Below are 21600 nucleotides of genomic sequence, written 5' to 3' on the forward strand. Positions count from 1 at the left end.
GGTGGCGCGGGCAGGGCTGGTCATCGCCGGCACCGGCCTCGCCGGCATGGCGGCAGCGATAACGGCGGCGCAGGCGGGCGTGGAGGTGCGGCTTCTGGGTCCGCCGCCGGCGGCCGGAGATCGCGTCGGCGACACGCTGTCGGCCGCGGGGTCGGCGGCACTCGCGGCGCTCGGCATGGAGGATCTTCTCGTCGAGGGACCGCACCGCCCTCATCTCGTCACCCATGCCGCCTGGGGCCTGCCGGTGCTGGCCCAGCGCCACGCCGCCGCCCAGCCGGAAGGCGGTGGCCATATTCTCCAGCGCGCGGCGTTCGAGGCCGCGCTGTTCTGGCGCGTTCGGGCGCTGGGCGTCGCCGTCCAGCCCGCGCGAGCGGTGGCGATGGCGCGCGAGGGCGCACGCTGGCGGGTGGCGCTCGACACCGGTGGCGAGATGGAGGCGGACGGCGTCATCGACGCCACCGGCCGCGCCGCCGCGCTGGCCCGCGGCCATTCGCGGCATTTCCGCGCCGACCGGCTGGTGGCCGCCTGGCAGTTCATCGCCCGCAGCGACCATGAGGTCGAGCCCTCCCGTGCCAGCCTGATCGAGGCGGTGGAGGGCGGCTGGTGGTATGGCTGCCTGCTGCCGGACGAGCGCCTGAGCCTCGCCTTCTTCTCCGACCCCGACCTGTTGCCGCGCGGCCTGTCGCGCGATCTGGCGCGCTGGCGCGCGCTGACGGACGAGACGGTTTTCATTCGCCGCTGGCTTGAGAGCGCAAGCTTCGACCTTGTCGCGCCGCCCCGGCTCGCCTCCGCCGCGACGACGTGGCTGGCGCCGGCCGCCGGGCCGGGCTGGGCCGCCGCCGGGGATGCCGCCTGCGCCTTCGATCCCCTGTCCTCACATGGCATGGCGACGGCGCTGTGGACCGGGCGCCGCGCCGCGCTGGCGCTGATCGCCGCCGGCAATGGGGAGAAGCAGGCGCTCGCCGCCTATGCCGGCGAGATGGCCGGGGCGGTGACGGATTTCCTCCTCCAGCGCGAGCGGGTCTATGGCGCCGAGCGGCGCTGGCGCGAGGCGCCGTTCTGGAAGCGGCGGCGCGGCGCGGCGGATTGAAAGGGCGTCAGTCCGCGGGGCAGGCGGCGCCGGTGTCGACCCAGGCCTGGGCCAGCGCCTTGGCCTCCTTCTGCGTGCCCGGCGCCGGCGTGCGCCCGGGCCCCGGCGCCCAGCCCCAGCCGACGAGGCTGTCATCGCCGATATGGTGGACGAGATCGGCCAGCGAGCGGCCGCCATTGGTCGCCGGGTTCTTGATCTGGGCGCAGAGCTGGGCGACCGTGCGGCCCTCGAACGCCATTTCGCGCGGGGCGAGGAACCACGGGTCATGCCCCGGCATGCGCGCGGGATCGTAATTGGTTGCCTGGTGGCAGGTGGAGCAGCGCAGCGCCGCCAGCCCCTTGCCATCCGCGCCGCGATAGACCGGCGGCTGGTGCAGGCGCTGGCTGTCGCCCTGCAGCGGTCGGTCGGCGACGGGGTGGCAATTGACGCAGCGCGGGCTGGTGAGCACCCGGCCGAGCTCGGTGAACAGCGCCGCCGAACGGGTGGCCGGGTCCTTGATGCTGTCGAAGCTGGCGGGCGGCGCCAGCCCCTCGGAGGCGGCGCCGGAAACCGGGGCGGGGGCCATTAGCGCCATCAGCAGCCCGGCGGCAAGGCCGGCCGCGCCTGTCGAGGCGATGAGGCTGGGCAGGCGCAGAAGGAACATCATCGCCGGTCGCCCCGTCACAGCAGATAGCGGGAGGGTTCGGCGAGCACGACGTCGCGAACCGCCTCATGATAGCGGACATAGCCCGAGCACCGGCACAGATGCCCGTCCAGCGCGTCGAGGATGGCCTGTTCGAGGCCCGCGCGGGGAATTGGCGCCGCCTCCAGCCGCTCCAGCAGCACCTGCGCCTCGTTGAGGAAGCCGGCGGTGCAATAGCCGCACTGGAAGGCGTAATGGGCGACGAACGCCCTTTGCAGCGCGGTGAGCTGGCCGGCCTTGGCGTGGCCTTCCACCGTGCGGATATGGGTGCCGTTGAAGCTCACCGCCGGCGCGACGCAGGTCGGTTGCGTGGTGCGGGTGCCGGCGGGGTCGTCGACAATGACCACGCAGCTCAGGCACTGGGCGGCGCCGCAGCCGAACTTGGTGCCGGTCATGCCCAGCACCTCGCGCAGGAAATCGTTCATCGACAGATCGTCGCGAACCTCGATCGGCCCGTGCGGCGTGCCGTTGATGGTGAGCGAAAGCGCGGTCATGCGATCACCTTGCGCAGCATGGCCGGCGTCACCGGCAGCGACTGGAAGCGGTGGCCGGTGGCGTCATAAATGGCGTTGAGCAGCGCCGGCACCACAGGGATCATCACCACCTCCGCCATGCCCTTGGGCGGCTCCTTTGGCGAGACCGGCGGCAGCACCTCGATCTGGAGATGGTGCAGCGGCAGATCGGAGGCGCGGGCGATCACATAGTCGCCGAGATTCCACTGGCCGTTGCCGGGGCCGTCCTCGAAAGGCGGCAGGTTCTCCAGCAGCGCGTAGCCGACCCCCATGGCGAAGCCGCCCTGCGCCTGGCCTTCCACCAGCTCCGGCACCAGAACCTCGCCGCACTCGAACACGCTATAGGCCTGGGCGATGCGGATCTCGCCACCCGGCACGCTGATCTCGACCCGCACCGCTGTGCCGCAGGAGGAGGTGAAGGCGGTGCCGATGCGGTTGTAGTCGGTGGGCGGGAAGAACACGAAGCTGCGGTCGATCACCTCGAACGGCCCGTCACCCTGGCGCACCGCCAGCGCGTCGATATCGGCCGCCCAGTCCAGGCCGCCCAGCTTGAACGCCGCCTGCGCCCACGCCCAGCGCGAGAAGGCGTGCGCCATCGCTCCGGTAATGCCCTTGAGCGCATGGGCCCGCGCGGCGATCGCGGTCTGCGCCAGTGGCGGCAGGCCGGACATGATGAGGAACCCGTCCTGCCAGAACGCTTCCTCCGCCAGGAATTCACGGGGATCGCCGGCCTTGATGCCCCAGAGGTCGAGCGCGGCGGGCCAGAGGCCGAAGCGGAAGATGATCCGCGCCGCCTCTGCCGGTGCCTGGGTGCTGACATGGGCGCCGATCGAGGCGCTGGTGGCCGAGCTGATCGCCGGCACCCAGCGCGGGTTCTTCGCCGCTGCATCCTGCTCGGCCTGCGTCATCGCATAGGGATCGCCCGAGGTGACGAGGCCGAGCGCGTCATACATGTCGATGCGGGCGACCGTCACCGCGTCGGCGCTCTGGCCGAGAATGGCCGCCACGCGCCGCGCGGTGGCGGTGCCGATGCCATTGCCCATCTCCACCGCATCTGACTGCAGGGTGACGCGGCCATCCGGCCCGATCTCGACCCGCCCGAGCGAGCAGTCCGCCCCGGTGCCGTAATCCTTGGTGCAGCAGGCGACCCCGGTGCCGACGCGCACGCCGGGAGCGGCGGCCGCCTTCTTCGCCGCGCGGTCGCGCCAGATCGGGTGGGCTTCCAGCTTGTCGAGGATCTCCGGCGTGCGGACCGACACCGTCCAGGGATTGCCGGTCATGGTGCGCCCGCCGGCGGTGAGCAGATTGCGCCGGCGCAGGTCGATCGGGTCGATCTTCAGCGTGGTCGCCGCCTCGTCGATCAGCGTCTCGATCGCGGTCATGGTTTGCAGCGTGCCATAGCCGCGCATCGAGCCGGCTGGGACGCCGCGCGTGTGCTCGGCCACCGTGGTCACGTCGACCTTGGGAATGTCGTAGATGCCGGCGGCGGCGGTGGCGCCGACCACGGCGACGCTGGGCGAATAATTGGCGAGGCCGCCGCCATCGAGCACATGGTCGGCGGCAAAGGCAGTGATGCGGCCGGTGGCGCGGTCAACGCCGATCTGCGAGCGCATCTGGAAGGCGTGGCGCTTCACCCCGCCCTGGAACTGCTGGAAGCGATCCTGCGTCAGCCGGATCGGCTTGCCCGGCAGGAACAGCGCGGCGAGGCCGGCATAGAGCGGGAAGGGCGTGTGGTCGCGCCCACCAAAGCCGCCGCCGAGCGAGGCGAAGTCGAGGTCCAGCCGCGTCGGCCGCAGCGTGGCGGGGGCCTGCGCCAGCATGTAGTCGAGCGCTTCCGCCGCCTCGAAGGGCGATTGCACGCCGAGCACGAGGTGCAGCGCGCCGGCGGCTTCTTCGTACCAGCCGAGTCCGGCTTCCGGCTCCAGGAACATCGGGTCGACCGACTGGGTGTTGAAGGCGCGGTCGAGCACCAGCAGGTCGGGATTGTCCGCGGCCAGCAAAGCGCGGATCTCCTCGCCATAGGTCGCGCCCTTGGCGTACTCGCCGCCCTGTGCGGTGGGCAGCGGCTTCCAGATCGGCCGGCCGCCGCCCTCGGTGAAGCCCGGGCTGATCCAGCCTTCCTGCAGCGGCGAGTAGATGTCGGGCGCGTCCGGCGTCGGGCCGGCGATGCGGGTGAAGCGCAGTGCGGCATAGTTCGGCCCGGTGCGCGGGCCGGTCTCGGCGCCGAAGCGCACCAGCGCGCTGTTCTCGCGAAAGGCGATCCGCGCCCGGTCATAGGCGTCGAAGCCCTCGAACAGCAGCAGCGCCACCGGCTGGCCGAGATAAAGCGGCGTCTGGCCGATGGGACAGAACAGGTCGCCGGCATAGAAGGGAGGCGTGCGCAGCGCACTCGCCGCGACATCGGCGGCGCCCACCACCTTGGTCGGCTGCGCCTGCGGCGGGAGAGCGTCGAGGTTCAGCCCTTGATAGACATGGCTGGCATCGCGCGCCCGCACCAGCAGCGCATGGGCTGTTGTGGCCGGCCAGCCCTCCATGTCGGCGGCGCGGAAATCCGAGGCGTAGAGCTTGGCGCCTGTGACCTTGGCGATGCCGTCGATGCGGGCGCGGCCGGTCAGCCCCGCATTGGCGCGGCCTGGCAGGGTCTGCGTCGCCTCGAAGGGCAGGGCGGCGGCCGGCGAAAGCCGGCTGAGGCCGAGGGTGATGCCGCTCGCGGCCACCCAGCGGAAGAGCTCACGGCGTGTTGGCTGCATGGCTTGTCGCTGGGTCCCCGCCGCGTAGACTTGCGAAACCTTAGAACACTTCCGAACGAACAGCCAGAAAACTCGCCGGCAAATGACCGTGTTAAAGGCAGGCCAGCCGCCGCCAGGCCTTTCGCCCCATCTCCATACCTCTCTGTAAAGGCTCGAAAAAATAGTGTCGGGCGCGTCCCGGCGCGAAAGGGCCGCGTGCTACTGTGCCGGTGCGGAAGAGCAGGGTGGGGTGGTCACGTGAAGCGTATTGTTCGTTGGGCCGCGTCGGCGGCCATCGTCGCCTTGCTTGTGCCGTCGTTCGGCGCGGGGCCGGTCCTCGCCCAGACCTACCAGCCGCCCGAGTTTCGCGAGCCGGTGGTGCTCTCCAGCGTCGATGGCGTGCTGGAAGTCACGCTCACCGCCCATCAGGGCGAAGCCACGCTCGACACCTCGCCCGTGCCTGTCAAGAACACGCTGCTCTATGGCTATGCGCTGGTGCGCGGCAAGGCCTCCAACGGCGTGAACGCCAACCGCGACAATTATCCGGCGCCGACGCTGCAGGTGTTTCCCGGCGAGAAGCTGATCATCCACTACGAGAACGGCCTCGCCGGGCTCGACATTCGCGACTTCTACGATCCGCGCTACACCGCCGTGGGCGGGGAGGTGCCGGTCTATCCCCCGCAGCTCACCGTCTCGCCGGTGAACCTGCACACGCATGGCCTGCATGTCAGCCCGAAGTCGAATTCCGACAATGTGCTGCTGCACATGCCGCCGGGCACGGTGAACACCTATGTCTATGACGTGCCGCGAAACATGCCGCACGGCATCTACTGGTATCATCCGCATCTGCACACGCTCACCTCAGCCCATGTCTATCTCGGCCTTGCCGGCATGCTCGCGATCGGGCGGACGGACGGCAACCTGCCTGTCGTGACGCAGAAATCGATTCCCGTGCGCAACATGGCGCTGCAGTATAATTTCGTGTTCGACCGCACCGGGCCGGAGCCGAGCTTCAACAATGCCAGCTGGCCGCAATTCATCAGCACGCTGACATCGCCCCTTGAGGGCGAGCTGGCCGCCGGCACCTATCGCCCCATTCTGGCACCGGTGAACTTTGCCGGCTCGGCAAAAGGCACGCGCTTCGCCACCGTCTGGTATTCCGGCCCGCTGTCGATCCATAATATGCGCGGGCGCACCCAGTTCATCCCGAACAATCTGCAAAGCTTCACCGCCGCCTCGGGACCCGAGGGCAACGTGCCGGCCGACCCGGCGCTGCCGGACCATCTGCGCGATATCCAGTTCACGGTGAACGGCCAGTTCCAGCCGGTGCTGCGCGGCAGGCCGGGCCAGACCGAGATCTGGGTTCTCGCGAACATCAGCGACATGGCCTATATGAGCGTGCGCCTGACCGAGACGGCGACCGGGCGCCACCCGAAGATCGCCATTGTCGGCCAGGACGGCAATCCGAGCCCCTCCGTCCGCTATCCCGTCGAGGAAAGCGGCACCCGCCTCGTCATCCCCCCGGCCTCGCGCTTCGCCATTGCGGTGACGCTGCCGCTGGAGGGCGAATTGGTGCTCGACATGCCCGCGCGCGGCGGCGGCGCCCGCACCGAGAACGCCCCGGGCATCCTCTACACCAGCAACGGCACGCAGAACCCGCCCGCCGTGCTCGGCACGCTCAGCGTCGCGCCTTCGGCGGTGAGCTATTATGACGGCTTCTTCCTGTTCCCCACCCAGAAGCTGATGAGCGCGGTGGTGGAAGGCGAAAAGGGCGAGAGCACGCCCTTTGTCGAAGGCCAGCCCGTCGGCGCCTTCTCCTCCTTCGACGACCTGTCCAAGGTGACGCCTGACGTCACCCGCAACATCCTCATCAATGGCGGCTTCCTCAACGACCTCGCCAGCAAGGCCGACCCGAAATCCTTCATCTACGCCTTTGACAGCGGCGCCTTCCCAAATGTGCCGCTGATGCAGCCCCGGCTGGATTCGGTCGAGGAATGGGTGTTCCGAAACGAAAACAATGACGAGCACCCCATCCATGTGCACGTCAACGACTTCCAGATCATCTCCGTCTCCGATCCCACCATCGGCCAGAAGGTGGGCGTGGTGCAGCAGGGCGTCGACAACGCCAATGTGCCGGCGCCCAATCTCGGCCCCGAGGAATCGGTAATCGAGCCGGGCACCCTCACCATCCGCACCCGCTTCGAGGATTATGCCGGCCTGTTCGTCATGCATTGCCACCGGCTGAACCACGAGGACAATGGCCTGATGGCGCTGGTCAATGTCATCCCGGCGATCTCTTCCTATGCCGTCGCCGTGCCCGGCGCGCCGGGCCGTGCCGCCACGGTGCGGGTGATGGATGGGGACAAGCTGCTGGCCACCGTGACTCCTTTCCCCGGCTATGAGGGCACGCCCAGCGTCGCCATCGGCGATGTCGATGATGATGGCATCTATGATCTCGTGGTCGGCGCCGGCCCCGGCCATGCGCCTGAGGTGGCTGTCTTTTCCGGGGCGGTCCGGCAGGGCGGCGGCCCCTTCGCCACCGAGCTGGCGCGCTTTCTCGCCTTCGACGCCGCCGCCACCGGCGGGGTGAGCGTCGCCTCGGCGCAGATCGACGGCATCACGACCGGCGACAACATCGTCGTCGGTTCCGGTCCCGGTGTGTCCAGCGAAATCCGGGTGTTCGGCTCGAAGCTGCCGGCGGTGGGCACGGCGCCGGAGCTGTTTTCGACCTTCAACCCCTTCTTTGGCGAGCGTAACGGCGTCACCCTCGCCACCGGCTTCGTCGATTTCACCACCGGCCGGCAGAGCCTCATCGCCGCGCCCGGTGCTGGCTCGCCCGCATTGGTGAAGGTGTTCGTCTTCCCGCTGCTGAAGGCGATGGAGGGCGAGATCGGCAGCCACGCGCACCGCAGCAAGGGCCCGCCGCGCCCGGTGCTGTCCACGTCCTTCACGCCGTTCGGTCCGGATTATCGCGGCGGGGTGTCGCTCGCCACCGGCTGGCTGGCCGGCGTGCTCGGCGGCGCCGAGCGCATCGTCATCGGCCAGCGGGATGGGGCTGAGGTGGCGGTGTTCTCCGCCGGCTCGGCGCTCGATGGCGGGCCGGCCATGTATCTGCACAGCGCGAGCGCCCACCAGAAGGCCGACTTCACCGAGATGGCGCGCTTCACCCCCTTCGGGGCGGACGCACGCGGGGTGAGCGTCGCCACGACGAGCACCACCTCGGGTGCCGATCTGCTGGTCGCCACCGCGCCCGCCGGGAGTGGGGCGAGCGTGCGCCGCTTCGCGATGGAGCGGGCCGGCGAGGGGGCGAAGACGCTGGCCGCCACGCCGCTCGGTGAGGCGAAGGTTTCGAGCGCCGGCGCCGTGGTCCTCGGCGGCGACTGAGCCTCAGGCGATGCTCTCGCCGCCATCCACCACCAGCGCCTGGCCGGTCATGAAGGAGGAGCGGTCGGAGACGAGGAACAGGATCGCTTCGGCGATTTCCTCGGCGCTCGCCCAGCGCCCCATCGGGATCTTCTCGCGCACATAGGCCTCGATGGCGGCGCGTCCGCCCATCTGGGCGATGAAGGGTTCGTTGAACGGGGTGTCGACCCAGCCCGGGCACAGCGCGTTCACCCGCACATTATGGCGGGCATAGTCGATCGCCATCTGCCGCGCCATGGCGATGACGGCGTGCTTGGAGGTGGTGTAGGCGATCATCTCGCGGTCGTAGAACACGCCGGAATTGGAGGCGGTGATGAGGATCACGCCGCCGCCCTGCGCCATCATCGCCGGCATGGCGAGGCGCGCCGCGAGATAGGAAGCCCGCACATTGATCCGCCAGGAGCGGTCCATGCCATCAGGCGCCACCTCGGTGAGCGGCCCGCCGACCTGGATGCCCGCATGGCTGTGCAAGATGTCGAGGCGTCCGTGACGCTCCAGCGTGCCGCCCACCAGCGCCTCGATGTCGGCATCGACATCGACATCCGTCCGCACCGCCTCGCCGCGTCCGCCGGCGGCATGGATCGCCGCCACGGTGGCCTCGCCCGCCTTCCCGTCGCGATCAGCGACGATGACGAACGCGCCCTCGCGCGCCATGGCGAGCGCCCCGGCGCGGCCGATCCCCGAGCCGGCGCCGGTGACGATGGCGATCTTGTCCTTGAGAATCATGATGCACCTATGCGGAGGCCGGGCGGCGCCGGCGGAGCAGCAGCTGCGCCGCGATGACGAGGATGATGGACGCCACCAGCACCAGCGCGCCGATGGCGTTGATCTCCGGCGTGACGCCGCGCCTTATCGAGGCGAAGACATACATGGGCAGCGTGGTCTGCGACCCCGCGACGAAGAAGGCGACGATGAAGTCGTCGAAGGAGAAGGTGAAGGCCAGCAGGAAGCCGGCAAGGATGGCCGGCAGGATCTGCGGCAGCACGATCGAGCGGAAGGTGGTGAAGGGGCTGGCATAGAGATCGCTGGAGGCTTCCACCATGTCGCGACCGAGCGCGCCGAGCCGGGCCCGCACGATCATCGTCACCAGCGCGGTCGAGAACAGCCCATGCGCGGCGATGATCGAGCCATAGCCCAGCGACAGGCGCGGCGGCGCGTCGCCCGGCCACAGCGCCGCGAGCGCCGGATTGACGATGCCGAACAGCTGCACCAGCGCCACCAGCGTGGCGATGCCGATCACTACGCCCGGCACCACGATGGCGGCGCCGAACAGCGCGTCGAACACGGCGCGGGTGCGCGGCCCGGCGCGGCCGAGCCCGAGGGCGGCCGCCGTGCCGCACAGCGAGGCCAGCGCGGCGCTGGTCGTCGCCACGATCAGGCTGTTGGTCAGCGCCTCCATCAGGAAGGTGTTGGAGAGCGCCCGCCCGTACCACTGCACGGAAAAGCCAGTGAAGTCGCTCGCATGCCGCCCGGCATTGAACGAGAACAGCACCACCAGCCCGATCGGCAGGTAGAGGAAGCCGTAAACGGCGATGACGAAGGCGCGCATCATAGGAGGTCGACCTGTCGGGCGCCGGAGAGCCGGGCGGTGATGCGGTTGGCGGCCAGCAGCAGCACGACGGCGATGCCCACCAGCGCCACCGCGATGGCCGAGCCGAACGGCCAGTTGCGCGATTGCAGGAACAGGTCGACCAGCGCATTGCCGATGAAGAACACCTTGCCGCCGCCGAGCAGGGTCGGGATCAGGTATTCGCCCAGCAGCAGGATCAGCACCAGCGAGAAGCCGGTCATCATGCCGGGCAGGGAGAGCCGCAGGGTGACGCTGAAAAAGGTGGAGAACGGCGTGGCGCCGAGGTCGGCCGAAGCTTCCAGCAGCCGGCGGTCCAGCCGCTCCAGGCTGATATAGATCGGCAGGATCATCAGCGGCAGATAGCCATAGACGATGCCGAGCAGCACCGCGCCAGGCGTGTTGATGAGGCGCACATCCGGCAGGCCGACCAGCTCCAGAAAGGCGGGAATGCCGCGCCCGCCGAGAATGTACATCCAGGCATAGGTGCGGATCAGCAGGCTGGTCCAGAACGGGATGATGATCAGCGCCACCAGCAGCAGCCGGCGCTGCGGCAGCACCTTGATCGCCAGATAATAGGCGACGGGATAGGCGATGAGCAGGCAGGCCAGCGCCCCGGCCGGCGCCAGCACCAGCGTGTTCCAGAACGCCGCCGCCCGCGCCGGCAGATTGGCATATTGGGCGAGGGTGAGCGCCGGCTGGTAGCCGCCCGCCGGCGCCCGCTCGCCCAGGCTGAACACCACGATGGCGATGAAGGGCAGCACCAGGAACAGGAACAGCCACACCGCCGCCGGGGCGAGCAGCAGGGCCGTGACCAGTCGCTTGCGGGCGGCGCTCGACATTGCGGGGTCCATCGTGACGGCGCTGGGGAGCGCGGCATGCGCTGCCCGGACAAGGTGAGGGGAGCGCGCCAGCGCACTCCCCCAGATGCGGCGTGGATCAGGCCGACTTGAAGCGGGCCATCAGCTCGGCGCGGGCCGGGTCGGTCAGCGTCGCCGCCGCGCCGAATTCAAGCGGGGCGAGCAGATCGGCGGCGGGGTAGAGGATCGGGTTGTCGAGCAGGTCCTTCGGCAGCAGGGCGTTGACGCGCGCATCGGTGGAGGGCGCGCCATTGGCGATGTGCTCCTTCACCGCCACCTTGGGGTCCATCAGATAGTTCAGCAGCGCATAGGCCGCCGCCTTGTTCGGCGCGTCCTTCGGAATGGCGTAGAAATCGGTCCAGATCTCGCCGCCCTCCTTGCCGAGCACATAGTCGATCGCGGGAATGTCGCGGTGCAGCTGGGCGCCGTCATTGGTCCAGCACATGGTCAGCCAAGCGTCGCCGCTGCGCATGGCGGGCTGGTAGTCGCTGGAAATGGCGAACAGATGCGGCTTCACCTTGAGCAGCAGCTCCTCCGCCTTGGCCAGTTCGTCCGGCTTCAGCGAATTGAAGGAATAGCCGTAATATTTCAGCGCGTTGCCAATGGTGGTCAGCTGATAGTCATGCACCATGGAGCGGCCGCTGCCGGTAGTCATGGCGGTGTCGAAGAAGTCCTTCCAGCTGGTCATCGGCTTGGTCAGCTTAGCCGTGTTCACCGCGAAGCCGGTGGTGCCCCAGTTCTTCGGCACCGCGCACAGCACGCCGTTCACTTCGCCCTCGGCGGTGAAGCGCTTGTTCTGCGCGGCGGCGTCGTAATTGGGCAGCTTCGACACGTCGAGCGCATCGATCAGGTCGAGCTGGCGATAGGTCGAAATGGTGTAGTTGGTCGGCACGAACAGCGACCAGCCGGAGGCGCCGGCCTGCAGCTTGGCCAGCATCTCCTCATTGGAGCCGAACACGTTCACTTCGACCGCGACGCCGGTATTGGTGGTGAAATCAATGAAGGTCTGCGGGTCGTGATAGTTCGGCCAGGTGGCGATCGACAGGCGGTCGCCGAGCTCGCCCGCCGCATAGGCCGGCATCGGCCGCAGGCCGAGTTCGCTCGCCAGCACCGCCGTGGCGACGCCGAGGCCGGTCACGCCGAGAAAGTGGCGGCGGCTGATCGAGCCGCGGCGGAAGCGCAGCAGCTGGTCGATGAATTCCCGCGCCGAAAGGGGCAGGCCGTCACGATACGATTTGGACATGGCTGGATTCCCTCTGTCTGGTCTTGTTGTCCGACGCCGGAAACGCCAGCGGCGCGCCGGGGTTGAAGCTGATGGCGACGGGGTCGCCCGGTCTCAACAGATCGCTCTGCGCCGCGCTGTGATCGGCGGTCGCGAGCAGCGTGCCGAGCAGCGGCACTTCAATGGCGTATTCGGCGGTGGAGCCGAGAAAGATGCGGTTGCGGATGATGCCGGACAGGCCGGTTCCGCCTGCGGGCGCGCCGAGGCGCAGCGCCTCCGGCCGCAGGCTCACCGCCACATCAGCGCCGGCGGAAACATCGCCGCTCACGCGGGCGCTGACCTCCATGCCGTTGGAGAGGCGCAGGCGGGCGGCCCCATTGGCGTTTGCCAGCACGGTGCCGTCGAGGAAATTGGTCTTGCCGACAAAGGCGGCGACGAAACGGTCGGCCGGGCGGTCGTAGATTTCGTCAGGCGCGCCGAGCTGGACGATCCGCCCGCCATTCATCACGCACACCACGTCGCTCATCGAGAGCGCCTCTTCCTGGTCGTGGGTGACGAGCACGAAGGTGATTCCGAGTTCGCGCTGCAAATTCTGCAGCTCGATCTGCATGTCGGTGCGCAGCTTCTTGTCGAGCGCGGCCAGCGGCTCGTCGAGCAGCAGCACCGAGGGGCGGTTCACCAGCGCGCGGGCGAGGGCCACGCGCTGCTGCTGGCCGCCGGAGAGTTCGTGCACCTTGCGGGCCCCGAAGCCGGCGAGCTGCACCATCGCCAGCGCGTCCGCCGTGCGCCGGGCGATCTCGGACGAGGTCAGCCGCGGGCGGACCTGGCGCAGGCCATAGGCGACATTGGCGCTGACATCGAAATGCGGGAACAGCGCATAATGCTGGAACACCATGTTGACCGGACGCCGATAGGGCGGCACATCCGCCATGTCCGCGCCGCCGATCAGCACCTGTCCGCTGCTCGGCTGCTCGAAGCCGCCGATCATGCGCAGACAGGTGGTCTTGCCGCAGCCGGAAGGGCCAAGCAGGGCGATGAACGCGCCTTTCGGCACGGCGAAATCGGTGGGATGGACGGCGGTGACGTCGCCATAGCGCTTGCTGACGCCGCGAAACTCGATGTCGAGGGTCTGCTGGCCTGCCACCGGGCGCTCTCCGCAGCTTTCCGGCCGCCATCAGCGGCGCGGCCGGGTCATCGTCACATAAAAAGCTAATACCGGCGCGTTTGAGGGTATATACCTTTGCAGTGGTAGAAAGAGCCTATATATTCGTCACGAGGGGTATAGATGGTGGGCATTGGCAAGGCCGAAATCGGCCGAGACGGGCAGGAAGACATCACGCGGGACGGGGGCGAGCGCCCGTCGGCGGCGCGGCTGCTGGCGCAGGCCATTTCGGCGGCGCATGAGCGCAGCGCCGATGTCCGCACCGGGCCGGGCGACGATCCGTTCGGCCACGCCCTCATCGCCTGGCTGCGCGCCCATGTGCCGTTCGACCATTGCGTGACCTTCGGCTATCGCGGCACGGCGCGCCCGCCCGTGCTGTTCGAGACCTTCAACCCGGAAGAGAGTCACGTCTATGTGACGCTCTACCAGGTCGGCCCCTATCTGCTCGACCCGTTCTACCACGCCGCGATCGAGCGCGTTGAGGGCTTCCGCCGCATGCGCGAGCTGGCGCCGGACCGCTTCTATGCCAGCGAATATTACCGCTCCTATTACAGCCAGACCGTGCTGGCCGAGGAGGTCGGCTTCTTCGTGCCGCTGGCCAATGGCGCCAGCGTGGTGGTGTCGCTGATGCGCAAGGCCCCCTCCGGCGCGTTCGGCGCGGCGCAGGTCCGCCAGTTGCGCGAGCTGGCGCCGATCGTGCTGGCGCTATGCCGCCTGCGCTGGGGCGGCGAGGTCATTGGCGAGGAGGCGCGCGGCCGCCCGGGGCGCGAGGGCGAGGGGAAAGCCGCGCGGGGGGTGGATCGCGGCACCATCTGGCGCGACCTGGCGCTGACCGCCCGCGAGGGCGAGGTGGTCGACCTCATCCTGCAGGGCCATTCCGCCGATTCCATCGCCCGGCTGCTGTCGATCTCCGCCGGCACGGCGAAGGTTCACCGCCGCAACATCTACCGCAAGCTCAACATCAATTCGCAGGCCGGCCTGTTCGCCCATTTCGTCGCGATCATGCAGCGCAAGCCGTAGAACGCTCAGCCCTTCGCCGCCGCCGCGCTCTCGCGCATCATCAGCGCGGCACCGAGAAAGAAGCCGAGCGCGCCGAGGCCGAGCAGGCTATTGGCGAGGTCGGCAATCCACCACGCTTCGCCCCCGCGCGGCACATAGGCCAGCGTCGAGGCGGCCATGAAGGCGAGGCAGCCCAACAGGTTGACGAACACGATCTGCCAGTCGAGCTGGCGTGGCCGCCAGCTCCAGTAGCGATGCGCGGTCTCGACAAAGGCGAGATAGCCCGAGGCCAGAAACAGCACCGAGCCGATCATCCCCGGCAGCCACACCGCGAGGTCCTGCGTCTGCCAGCCGGCGCCGACCACCAGCGGGTCGAAGGTGTTGAAATTGAACGCCACCGTGCCGACGAACTGGCAGAAGGTGCTCAGCCATCCCGCGCTGTGCGGGTGCCAGCCGATCAGCGAGATCCGGCGCGGCGCGGCGGCATCCTTCGGGTCGATCGTGAAGGCGCTCTGATTGGCGGCCTGGAAATGCTGGAGATAGCCCGCCAGCGTGAACGGGATCGACCCCAGGAAGAACACGATGTTGATCGGCGTCGCGGCCAGCCCCGCCTCCGCCGGCAGCAGGCTGAGCAGGCTGCCGGCAAGGAACAGCAGCGAGCCGAGCGCGAACAGCGCGCCCGTCCACCAATTGTAGCCCTGCGTCTGCCAGAACGGGACCGGCGCATTCTCCAGCGCCCGCGCCGCGCGGGCCAATCCCTTGCGGTGCTGGCGCGCCTGCCAGACGATCCGCCGCCCGGCGAGCAGGTAGCTGCGCCGCGTGATGAACGGCCACGGCCCGGCCACATGGATGCGCAGGCCGGAGGGGTGGAGATGCACGCCCTTCATCATGCCTCTCCGCCGGGGCCTGCGGCGCGCGGGAAACGGCTCACGCCGCGCTCGCCGCCTTCAGCGCCGCAGTGGCCTCGCCCGTCTCAAGGGGGAGACGGTCAAGCGGCAGCACCTTCGGCGCGGTTTCGCCGGCCAGCGCGGCGAGGTCGAAGCGGCTGAAATTGAGGCTGCGGTAGTCACGCAGGAAGAACAGCTTGCGGTCGAGGTCGGAGAGGCTGGTCCAGCAGGTATATTCGGTGGCGCAGCCTTCGCCCGCCGGCTGGTCGAGGCCCGCCACCTCCATATGGCCGCCGCCCCCGCCGGGGGGATCGATGCTCACCCCGCGCGGCCGGTCGAAATTGTTGAGGATATGCGCCAGCGTCTGCACGGCGCGGTCCGGCGTTGCCGCCTTCTCGGTGAACTCGGCGTAATAGGCGGCGCGAATGAAACGCCCGACCGAGGTGTTGGAGGCCGGCAGGCCGGCGGTGGCGATGCCGGAATCGGGCTGCACCGCCCTATAGCCGCCAAAGCGCGCCGATGACTTATCGACATTGGAGAGGAAGGTGTAGTTGTTGAGATTGGTGAGGTGCCAGCCGAAATCCGGCCCGTTGGTCATCACCCCCACCGGGTTGTCATAGACCTTCATCGTGCCGTGATCGAACTCGATCACCAGCGCCGCCCCGGTGGCGTCGTGCACCACATAGTGGAACGGCGATTCCACCCCGCCCAATATGGCGAGCGGAACCAGCAGGACCGGCTGGGCCTCCAGCGCCGCCTTCACCTCACCCACCGTGGCGAACTGGCCGAGGCACCAGCTGCCGAGATCGGAGGCCGACAGCACGGCCTGGGTCATCTCCACCGAGCGCTGCGTGCCGCCGGCGGCGGGGTAGGAGAGCAGGCTGAAGGTCAGGCCCTGGTCGTTCAGCCCTTCCAGCACCTTGAGATCGTCAAGTCCGGCGGGGGCCTGCGGCGTCGGAACCCGGCACGGCATGGTGACGGCAAGCAGGGCGTAGCGCGCCGCATACTCGGTCGCCTTGTGCCCTTCGACCTGCGAGCGGGTGCGGAAACCGACGGGAAAGAAGGCCATCTGGTAGGGCAGATCGATCGTTAGTTCGAGTGTGCGGCCGAAATAGGCATTGCCGCTTGCGTCGCGATAGCCGAGCGATGTGCACATCCCGTCCGTCCTTCCCGTTCGGGCGAGGGTCTGCGCCTCGCCACCGCGTCTCTCCAGTCGCCCCGCGTCGCCCAGTGGCGGGCGGTCGGTCGCTGGTGTTTGGTGGCATGATTCAGCGAGGCGGGAAAGGCCAAGGCGCCGTCGGCGCGGCGCGCAGCTTCGGAGCGGCTAGCTTCGCCATAATGAAGCCCCCCGTTCCCCCGGGCGGGCGCCGGCGGCGGCGCGCGAGCGGCCCTGGCTGCCGGGAATTTGCTCTCGCTGGAAGGCCTTGCTACCCCTTTCATCAACGTTTCCGACTCGGAGACCCTGCCGGAGAGCGACGTTGACCTGCGTGTGTCCCGTCTCAGTGCGATCGGTCCGGCGGCGGCCGCCAAGCGTGCCGCTGCGAGTTGCCGCGCGGCTGCGAGTCGCCGCGTCACTGCGCGCTGTCGCGGCGAGCCTCGCCGCGCTGCCGCTCGCCGGCTGCATGCCGGCGGGTGCGCCGGCTATACCTTTATTCGGGGCCTATTTTCCCTCCTGGCTGCTCTGCGCGCTCATCGGCATTCTCGGCGCGGTGCTGGTCCGGCTGTTCTTCATAAGGGCGGGCATCGACGATGCACTGCCGCTGCGGCTGCCGGTCTATGTCTGCATCGCCGCGGCCATCGGCTTTGCCGCTGCCCTTCTCGGCTTCGGGCGCTAGCGGATGGCGGAAGACGCGCCTCACGCCTCCCGCCGCCCGCTCGGCCTGCTGGTGAGCCTGCTCGCCGTGGCCGCGGCGGTGTGGCTCGGCTGGCACTATCTCAGCGATGCCGCGCGCAACCCGCTCTCGCAGGATGCCGAGCTGTCGGCTGACGTGACCGCTATCTCCGCCTCGGTGCCGGGCCGGATCGTCAGCATCGGGGTGCGGGAGAACCAGGCGGTCGCCAAGGGCGCGCTGCTGTTCGCCCTCGATCCCACGACCTATCGGCTGCAGGTCGAGCAGGCCCGGGCCGATCTCAAGCTCGCCGAGGCGGCGCTGGCCGACAAGCAGCGCACCGTCACCGCCGAGCGGGCCAATGCCGTGATCGCCCAGGACCAGGTGACGCGGGCGCGGCAGAATCTCGCTCTGGCGACGCAGACGCTCGCCCGGCTGGAGGCACTGCGCCCCAAGGGCTATGTCAGCGCCCAGCAGGTGGACGACGCCGCCACCGCCAAGCGCGACGCCGAGGTGAGCCTCAGGCAGGCAATCCAGCAGGAGGCGGCCGCCCTGGTGCTGGTCAGCGACACGGCGGCAGCGGTGGCGCTGGTGGAAGCGCGGCGCGCGGCGCTGGCGATCGCCGAGCGGGCGCTGGCCGACACGCAGGTGATGGCCCCCTTCGAGGGCCGCGTGGTGGGGCTGGAGACGGCGGTGGGTGAATATGTGCTGCCCGGCCAGTCGATCTTCGTGCTGATCGACACCGGCGCCTGGTTCGCCTCCGCCGCCTTCGTCGAGACCGAGCTGGCCGGCATCCGCGTCGGCAATTGCGCCACCGTCTACACGCTGGCCAATCGCGAGGCGAAGATACGCGGCCGGGTGGAGGGCATCGGCTGGGGCGTGCAGTCGACCGAGCAGATCACTTTGCCGCGCAAGATGCCGATCGTGCCCAAGAGCCTCGACTGGGTGCGGGTGGCGCAGCGATTCCCGGTCCGCATCCGGCTCATCGATCCCCCCGCCGATCTGATGCGGATCGGCGCCTCGGCCACCGCGACCGTGCATCATGACACGGATTGCTGAGCAGCCCTGGGGCGGCATGCTGCGCGAGGCGTGGGCCGACCTCCAGCCCGCGCCCGGCCGCTTCGCCATGACCTGGCGGGTGGCGCTGCTGTGCGCGCTGGTTTGCGGTACGGCAATGCTCTACAAAGTACCGGAATCGGCGATCAGCTGCTATCTCATCATTTTCCTGATGCGCCCGAACGGGGCGGAGAATGTCGGGCAGGCGCTTGGTCTGATTGTTCTCGTCACCCTGATCGTCCTCCTCATTGCACCGATCATCCAGTGGACGGCGGAGCTGCCGCTGCTGCGCATCGCGGTGATCGCGGCGACCTCTTTCGCCTTTCTGTACCTGAGTTCGGCCTCCCAACTGGGCGAGATCGGCGCCATCATCGCCCTCGTCATCGCCTTCGTGCTGACCCTGGTCGACCAGGTGCCAGCCGGTGAAATTGTCACCCGCGGCCTGCTCTATGCCTGGCAGATGGCGTCCATGCCGATGGCGCTGATGGCGGTTTTCTCAATGATGTTAGGGACTTCGCCGCATCGACTGCTGCGCGGTACCCTTGCCCGGCAGCTCGACGCCGCGGCCCTCGCGCTGTCGGGCAAAGGGCGGCACGGCCTGCACGCGGCGCTGGAGGAGGGGCTGGAGGCGAGCGGCAAGCAGGCCCTTCTGGCGCGCCTGTTCCACACCGCGCCGACCCGCGAGATCACCTGGCTTTACGGCGCAGCGGCAACGGCTTATCGCCTGATGCTGGCGGTGGCGGCTCTGCCCGCCGGCCTCACCGACACCGCGCTGGCGCAACGCTGCCGGGCGATGGCCGCAACGCTTCGCGGCGGCGGTCGGCCCGCCCCGGAAAACGGCAGTGCCAGCACCGGCGAGGGCGCGCTCAGCGCCGCCCGCCAGGCTGTGGCGGATCTCGAAAAATCTAACGGCGGCAGTGCGTTGCGCGCCGAAAAGCCGCCCTTCCTCGCCGCCGACGCCTTCACCAATCCCGACCACCAGCGCTACGCGCTGAAGACCACGGCGGCGGCGATTTCCTGCTATCTCATCTATTCGCTGATCGATTGGCAGGGCATCCATACGGCGATGGTGACCTGCTACGTCGCCGCGCTCGGCACGACGGGCGAGACGGTGCACAAGCTGGCGCTGCGCATCACCGGCTGCCTGATCGGGGCGGTGCTGGGATTGGGCTCGATCCTGTTCGTCATCCCGCATCTGCAATCGGTCGGCGGCCTTATGGCGCTTGTGTTTGCGGGGGTTCTGGTGGCAGCTTGGGTGTCGTCGGGCAGCGAGCGAATCTCCTATGGAGGTGTTCAGATCGGCCTCGCCTTTCTCCTCACCATCCTCGACGGCTTCGGCCCCAGCACCGACATGGACTCGGCGCGCGACCGCGTGGTGGGTATCCTGCTCGGCAATCTCGTCGTCTATGTCGTCTTCACCCAGATCTGGCCGAAGAGCGCCGCCGCCGATGTGCGCGAGAGGCTGGCGAAGGCATTGGCCGCACTGGCGCGTCTGGCCACGCTGGATCACGCAACGCGCGCGCAAGCGGTCAACGAGGCGGCTTTGGTGGAGACCGAGCTCGCAAAGGCGCGCGAGGCGTTGGCACTGCTGGCTTTCGAGCCGCGCCGCCAGCGCCCGCCGGAGAGCCATGTCCGGCGCCTGCGCCGGCTGGCGGAGGAAGCCGGCGCGGTGCTGCCGCCGCTGATGTTCGCCGAGGATGTGACAGCCGAGACCACGCGGCGCTTGGCCGAGGCGGCGGAACAGGTCGGCCGGCACGGGGCCGGGCGGGGGGAGCCGATGGCGATGCCCGGCGACGAGGTCCCTGACGCGCTCGCCCGCCGGGCCGAGCGCATCGCGTTGCTGGCGGCGGGGTAGGCCATGCACGTGTTTCGCCGGTCGGCCCGTTCCCGAATCGTCCCGCTCGGACTGCTGCTGGCGGGCCTGCTGCTTTCCGGCTGCGCGACCAGCGCCCTGAAGACGGCGCCGCAGGACCCGTCACAGCCCTGGGCGCCGGTTGAAGCGGCCTCTTCAGCATCGACGGAGGGCGAGCCGATGGCGGCTGTGGCTTCTTCAGCGAAGCAGTTCAGCGTGCCGGCCGACCCGGAAGTGGCGCAGATGCAGCAGGTGCCGGGCATCGACCCCCGCCGCGCCTATGGCCTGCCCGAGCTCATCGACATCGCCCAGACGCAGAACCCGCTGACCCGCATTGCCTGGCAGCAGGCCCGGCAGGCGGCGCTGGCGACCGGCATGGTGGAGGCGACCTATCTGCCCTTCATTTCCGCCAATGTGATTGGCGGCTGGCAGGATGTCTCGGCCTCGCTGCCCGTGGCGGTCGGCAGCACCAGCCAGGTGTCGAACAGGATCGAGGGCGTGTCGCCGCAGGTGGCGTTGCAATGGCTGCTGTTCGATTTCGGCCAGCGCGACGCGCTGCATAAGACGGCCCGTCACAACGCTACTGCCGCCAACATCCTGTTTAACGGCGCGCATCAGAAAATCATCTACGACGTGACGCGCAGCTATTTCCTCTACAGCGCCGCGCGCAGCCGAGTGCGGATCGCCGAGCGCAATGCCGCCAATGCGCGCCGGATCGACGCGGCGGCGCAGGCGCGCAATAATGAGGGCAGGGGCACCACGGTGGAGGTGGCGCAGGCGCGGCAGTTAGTGGCGCAGGCGCAGTTCGGGCTGGTGCAGGCACAGGGCGCCGAGCGCGACGCCTATCAGATGCTGCTGGGGGCCATGGGCGTGTCCCCGATGACCAAGATCACCATCCGAGAGGCCGGCCGGCGCGCGCTGCCCGAGAGCGTCGGCGCGCCGACCGAAGAGATGATCAAGGCCGCGCTTGCCCGTCGGCCGGACGTGCTCGCCACCTTCTCCGCCCTGAAGGCGAGCCGCTCGGCCATTGGCGCGGCGCAGGCCGATTTCATGCCTAAGGTTTTCCTCGGCGCGGTGGCCGCCGGCGGGGACGCCAGCTTCAGCGCCACCGGCCTGCCGACCATCGGCCAGCAGGCGTCCGCCACCGGCGTGCTGCTGGGCGTGACCATGCCGCTCTATGATGGCGGGCTGCGCGCCGCGCAGCTGAAGAATGCAGAGTCGCTGGCCGCCGCGACTGAAGCCACCTTCGAGAAGACGCGCGACGCTGCCGCCCGGGAGATCGTCATTAGCGCCGATACGCTGCGCTCGGCGCTGGCCTCCCACCGCGCCGCCACCGCCCTCGCCAGCGCCGCCGCTGTCACCTATGACGCGGCGCTCGACGCCTACACCAGCGGCGTTGGCGACATCACCGCCGCCACGGCCGCCGATAGCGGCTTGCTCACCGCCCGGCAGGCGCAGTCCGACGCCCACGCCGCCGCGCTGGTGGCCGCCGCCAACCTCGCCTTCGTGCTCGGCGCGATGACTTCCGCCGATGTGCCCGCCGGGCTGACCGGGCGGTGAGAGGCTATGGGTCGGTATCGGGCCCCGCAGCCTGCCTGAACGGCAGCTTGCTTGATCTGGCGGCGCCGATGTCGCTACCTTTGCCCCATGGGCAGCCGCCGCGACCATCCCCTTTCCCCGTCAATGGTGCGCCCCATGGCGGGCCGCCAGAAGCGCAAGAGCCATCACCC

Annotated in this window: 17 protein-coding genes; 7 read left to right on the forward strand and 10 right to left on the reverse strand. The window is 69.2% G+C overall.

Annotated features, from left to right (window positions below; all coding sequences use genetic code 11):
- Position 1: 1 nt before the first annotated feature.
- Positions 2-1090, forward strand: a complete 1089-nt coding sequence (gene goxB / locus J2S76_RS00205) for a glycine oxidase maturase GoxB (RefSeq protein WP_307056408.1) — start codon at positions 2-4, stop codon at positions 1088-1090.
- Positions 1091-1097: 7 nt separating this feature from the next.
- Here the strand turns inward: goxB and J2S76_RS00210 are convergent, their stop codons facing one another.
- Genes J2S76_RS00210 through J2S76_RS00220 form a run of 3 tightly spaced genes read right to left on the reverse strand, consistent with a single transcriptional unit; the run spans position 1098 to position 5034 of the window.
- Complete coding sequence (locus J2S76_RS00210) at positions 1098-1736, reverse strand: Isoquinoline 1-oxidoreductase subunit (protein ID WP_307056410.1); 639 nt, start codon at positions 1734-1736, stop codon at positions 1098-1100.
- A 14-nt stretch (positions 1737-1750) separates the two neighbouring features.
- A complete protein-coding gene (locus J2S76_RS00215; protein ID WP_307056412.1) occupies positions 1751-2266 on the reverse strand; it encodes a (2Fe-2S)-binding protein in 516 nt (171 codons plus the stop codon).
- Positions 2263-5034, reverse strand: a complete 2772-nt coding sequence (locus J2S76_RS00220) for a xanthine dehydrogenase family protein molybdopterin-binding subunit (RefSeq protein WP_307056414.1) — start codon at positions 5032-5034, stop codon at positions 2263-2265. The genes J2S76_RS00215 and J2S76_RS00220 overlap by 4 nt, the downstream gene beginning before the upstream one ends.
- A 237-nt stretch (positions 5035-5271) precedes the next feature.
- Between J2S76_RS00220 and J2S76_RS00225 the strand changes: the two genes are divergently transcribed.
- Complete coding sequence (locus J2S76_RS00225) at positions 5272-8397, forward strand: multicopper oxidase family protein (RefSeq protein WP_307056416.1); 3126 nt, start codon at positions 5272-5274, stop codon at positions 8395-8397.
- A gap of 3 nt (positions 8398-8400) precedes the next feature.
- On the opposite strand, the gene J2S76_RS00230 is transcribed toward J2S76_RS00225, so the two are convergent.
- From J2S76_RS00230 to J2S76_RS00250, 5 genes are all read right to left on the reverse strand, one after another.
- Positions 8401-9162, reverse strand: coding sequence for an SDR family NAD(P)-dependent oxidoreductase (locus J2S76_RS00230; RefSeq protein WP_307056418.1), 762 nt, complete (start codon positions 9160-9162; stop codon positions 8401-8403).
- Positions 9163-9169: 7 nt separating this feature from the next.
- The gene (locus tag J2S76_RS00235; RefSeq protein WP_307057683.1) at positions 9170-9985 is read right to left on the reverse strand and encodes an ABC transporter permease; all 816 of its coding nucleotides are present in this window, start codon (positions 9983-9985) and stop codon (positions 9170-9172) included.
- Positions 9985-10845 (reverse strand): ABC transporter permease, encoded by an 861-nt coding sequence (locus J2S76_RS00240; protein WP_307056420.1) that lies wholly within the window; start codon positions 10843-10845, stop codon positions 9985-9987. The genes J2S76_RS00235 and J2S76_RS00240 overlap by 1 nt, the downstream gene beginning before the upstream one ends.
- 97 nt (positions 10846-10942) lie before the next feature.
- Positions 10943-12106, reverse strand: a complete 1164-nt coding sequence (locus tag J2S76_RS00245; RefSeq protein WP_307056422.1) for an ABC transporter substrate-binding protein — start codon at positions 12104-12106, stop codon at positions 10943-10945.
- A complete protein-coding gene (locus tag J2S76_RS00250) occupies positions 12087-13229 on the reverse strand; it encodes an ABC transporter ATP-binding protein (RefSeq protein WP_307056424.1) in 1143 nt (380 codons plus the stop codon). Before J2S76_RS00250 ends, J2S76_RS00245 begins: the two co-directional genes overlap by 20 nt.
- A 141-nt stretch (positions 13230-13370) precedes the next feature.
- Between J2S76_RS00250 and J2S76_RS00255 the strand changes: the two genes are divergently transcribed.
- Positions 13371-14267: a helix-turn-helix transcriptional regulator gene (locus J2S76_RS00255; protein ID WP_307056426.1), complete on the forward strand. Its 897-nt coding sequence runs from the start codon at positions 13371-13373 to the stop codon at positions 14265-14267.
- A gap of 5 nt (positions 14268-14272) precedes the next feature.
- Here the strand turns inward: J2S76_RS00255 and J2S76_RS00260 are convergent, their stop codons facing one another.
- Positions 14273-15133 (reverse strand): hypothetical protein, encoded by an 861-nt coding sequence (locus J2S76_RS00260; protein WP_307056428.1) that lies wholly within the window; start codon positions 15131-15133, stop codon positions 14273-14275.
- 40 nt (positions 15134-15173) lie between these two features.
- On the reverse strand, positions 15174-16289 hold the full coding sequence (locus J2S76_RS00265) for a linear amide C-N hydrolase (RefSeq protein ID WP_307056430.1): 1116 nt from the start codon (positions 16287-16289) through the stop codon (positions 15174-15176).
- 376 nt (positions 16290-16665) lie between these two features.
- On the opposite strand from J2S76_RS00265, the gene J2S76_RS00270 reads away from it, so the two are divergent.
- Genes J2S76_RS00270 through J2S76_RS00285 form a run of 4 tightly spaced genes read left to right on the forward strand, consistent with a single transcriptional unit; the run spans position 16666 to position 21430 of the window.
- Positions 16666-16968, forward strand: coding sequence for a YtcA family lipoprotein (locus J2S76_RS00270; RefSeq protein WP_307056432.1), 303 nt, complete (start codon positions 16666-16668; stop codon positions 16966-16968).
- A 3-nt stretch (positions 16969-16971) separates the two neighbouring features.
- Positions 16972-18021 (forward strand): multidrug transporter subunit MdtN, encoded by a 1050-nt coding sequence (mdtN, locus tag J2S76_RS00275; protein ID WP_307056434.1) that lies wholly within the window; start codon positions 16972-16974, stop codon positions 18019-18021.
- Positions 18005-19873 carry an FUSC family protein gene (locus J2S76_RS00280; protein WP_307056436.1) on the forward strand — a complete coding sequence of 623 codons (1869 nt, stop codon included), beginning with the start codon at positions 18005-18007 and terminating at the stop codon, positions 19871-19873. The genes mdtN and J2S76_RS00280 overlap by 17 nt, the downstream gene beginning before the upstream one ends.
- 3 nt (positions 19874-19876) lie before the next feature.
- Complete coding sequence (locus J2S76_RS00285) at positions 19877-21430, forward strand: TolC family protein (RefSeq protein WP_307056438.1); 1554 nt, start codon at positions 19877-19879, stop codon at positions 21428-21430.
- The last annotated feature ends 170 nt before the right edge of the window (positions 21431-21600 follow it).

Origin of the sequence: Ancylobacter vacuolatus (assembly GCF_030813595.1) — a bacterium.
GTDB classification, from domain to species: Bacteria; Pseudomonadota; Alphaproteobacteria; order Rhizobiales; family Xanthobacteraceae; genus Ancylobacter; species Ancylobacter vacuolatus.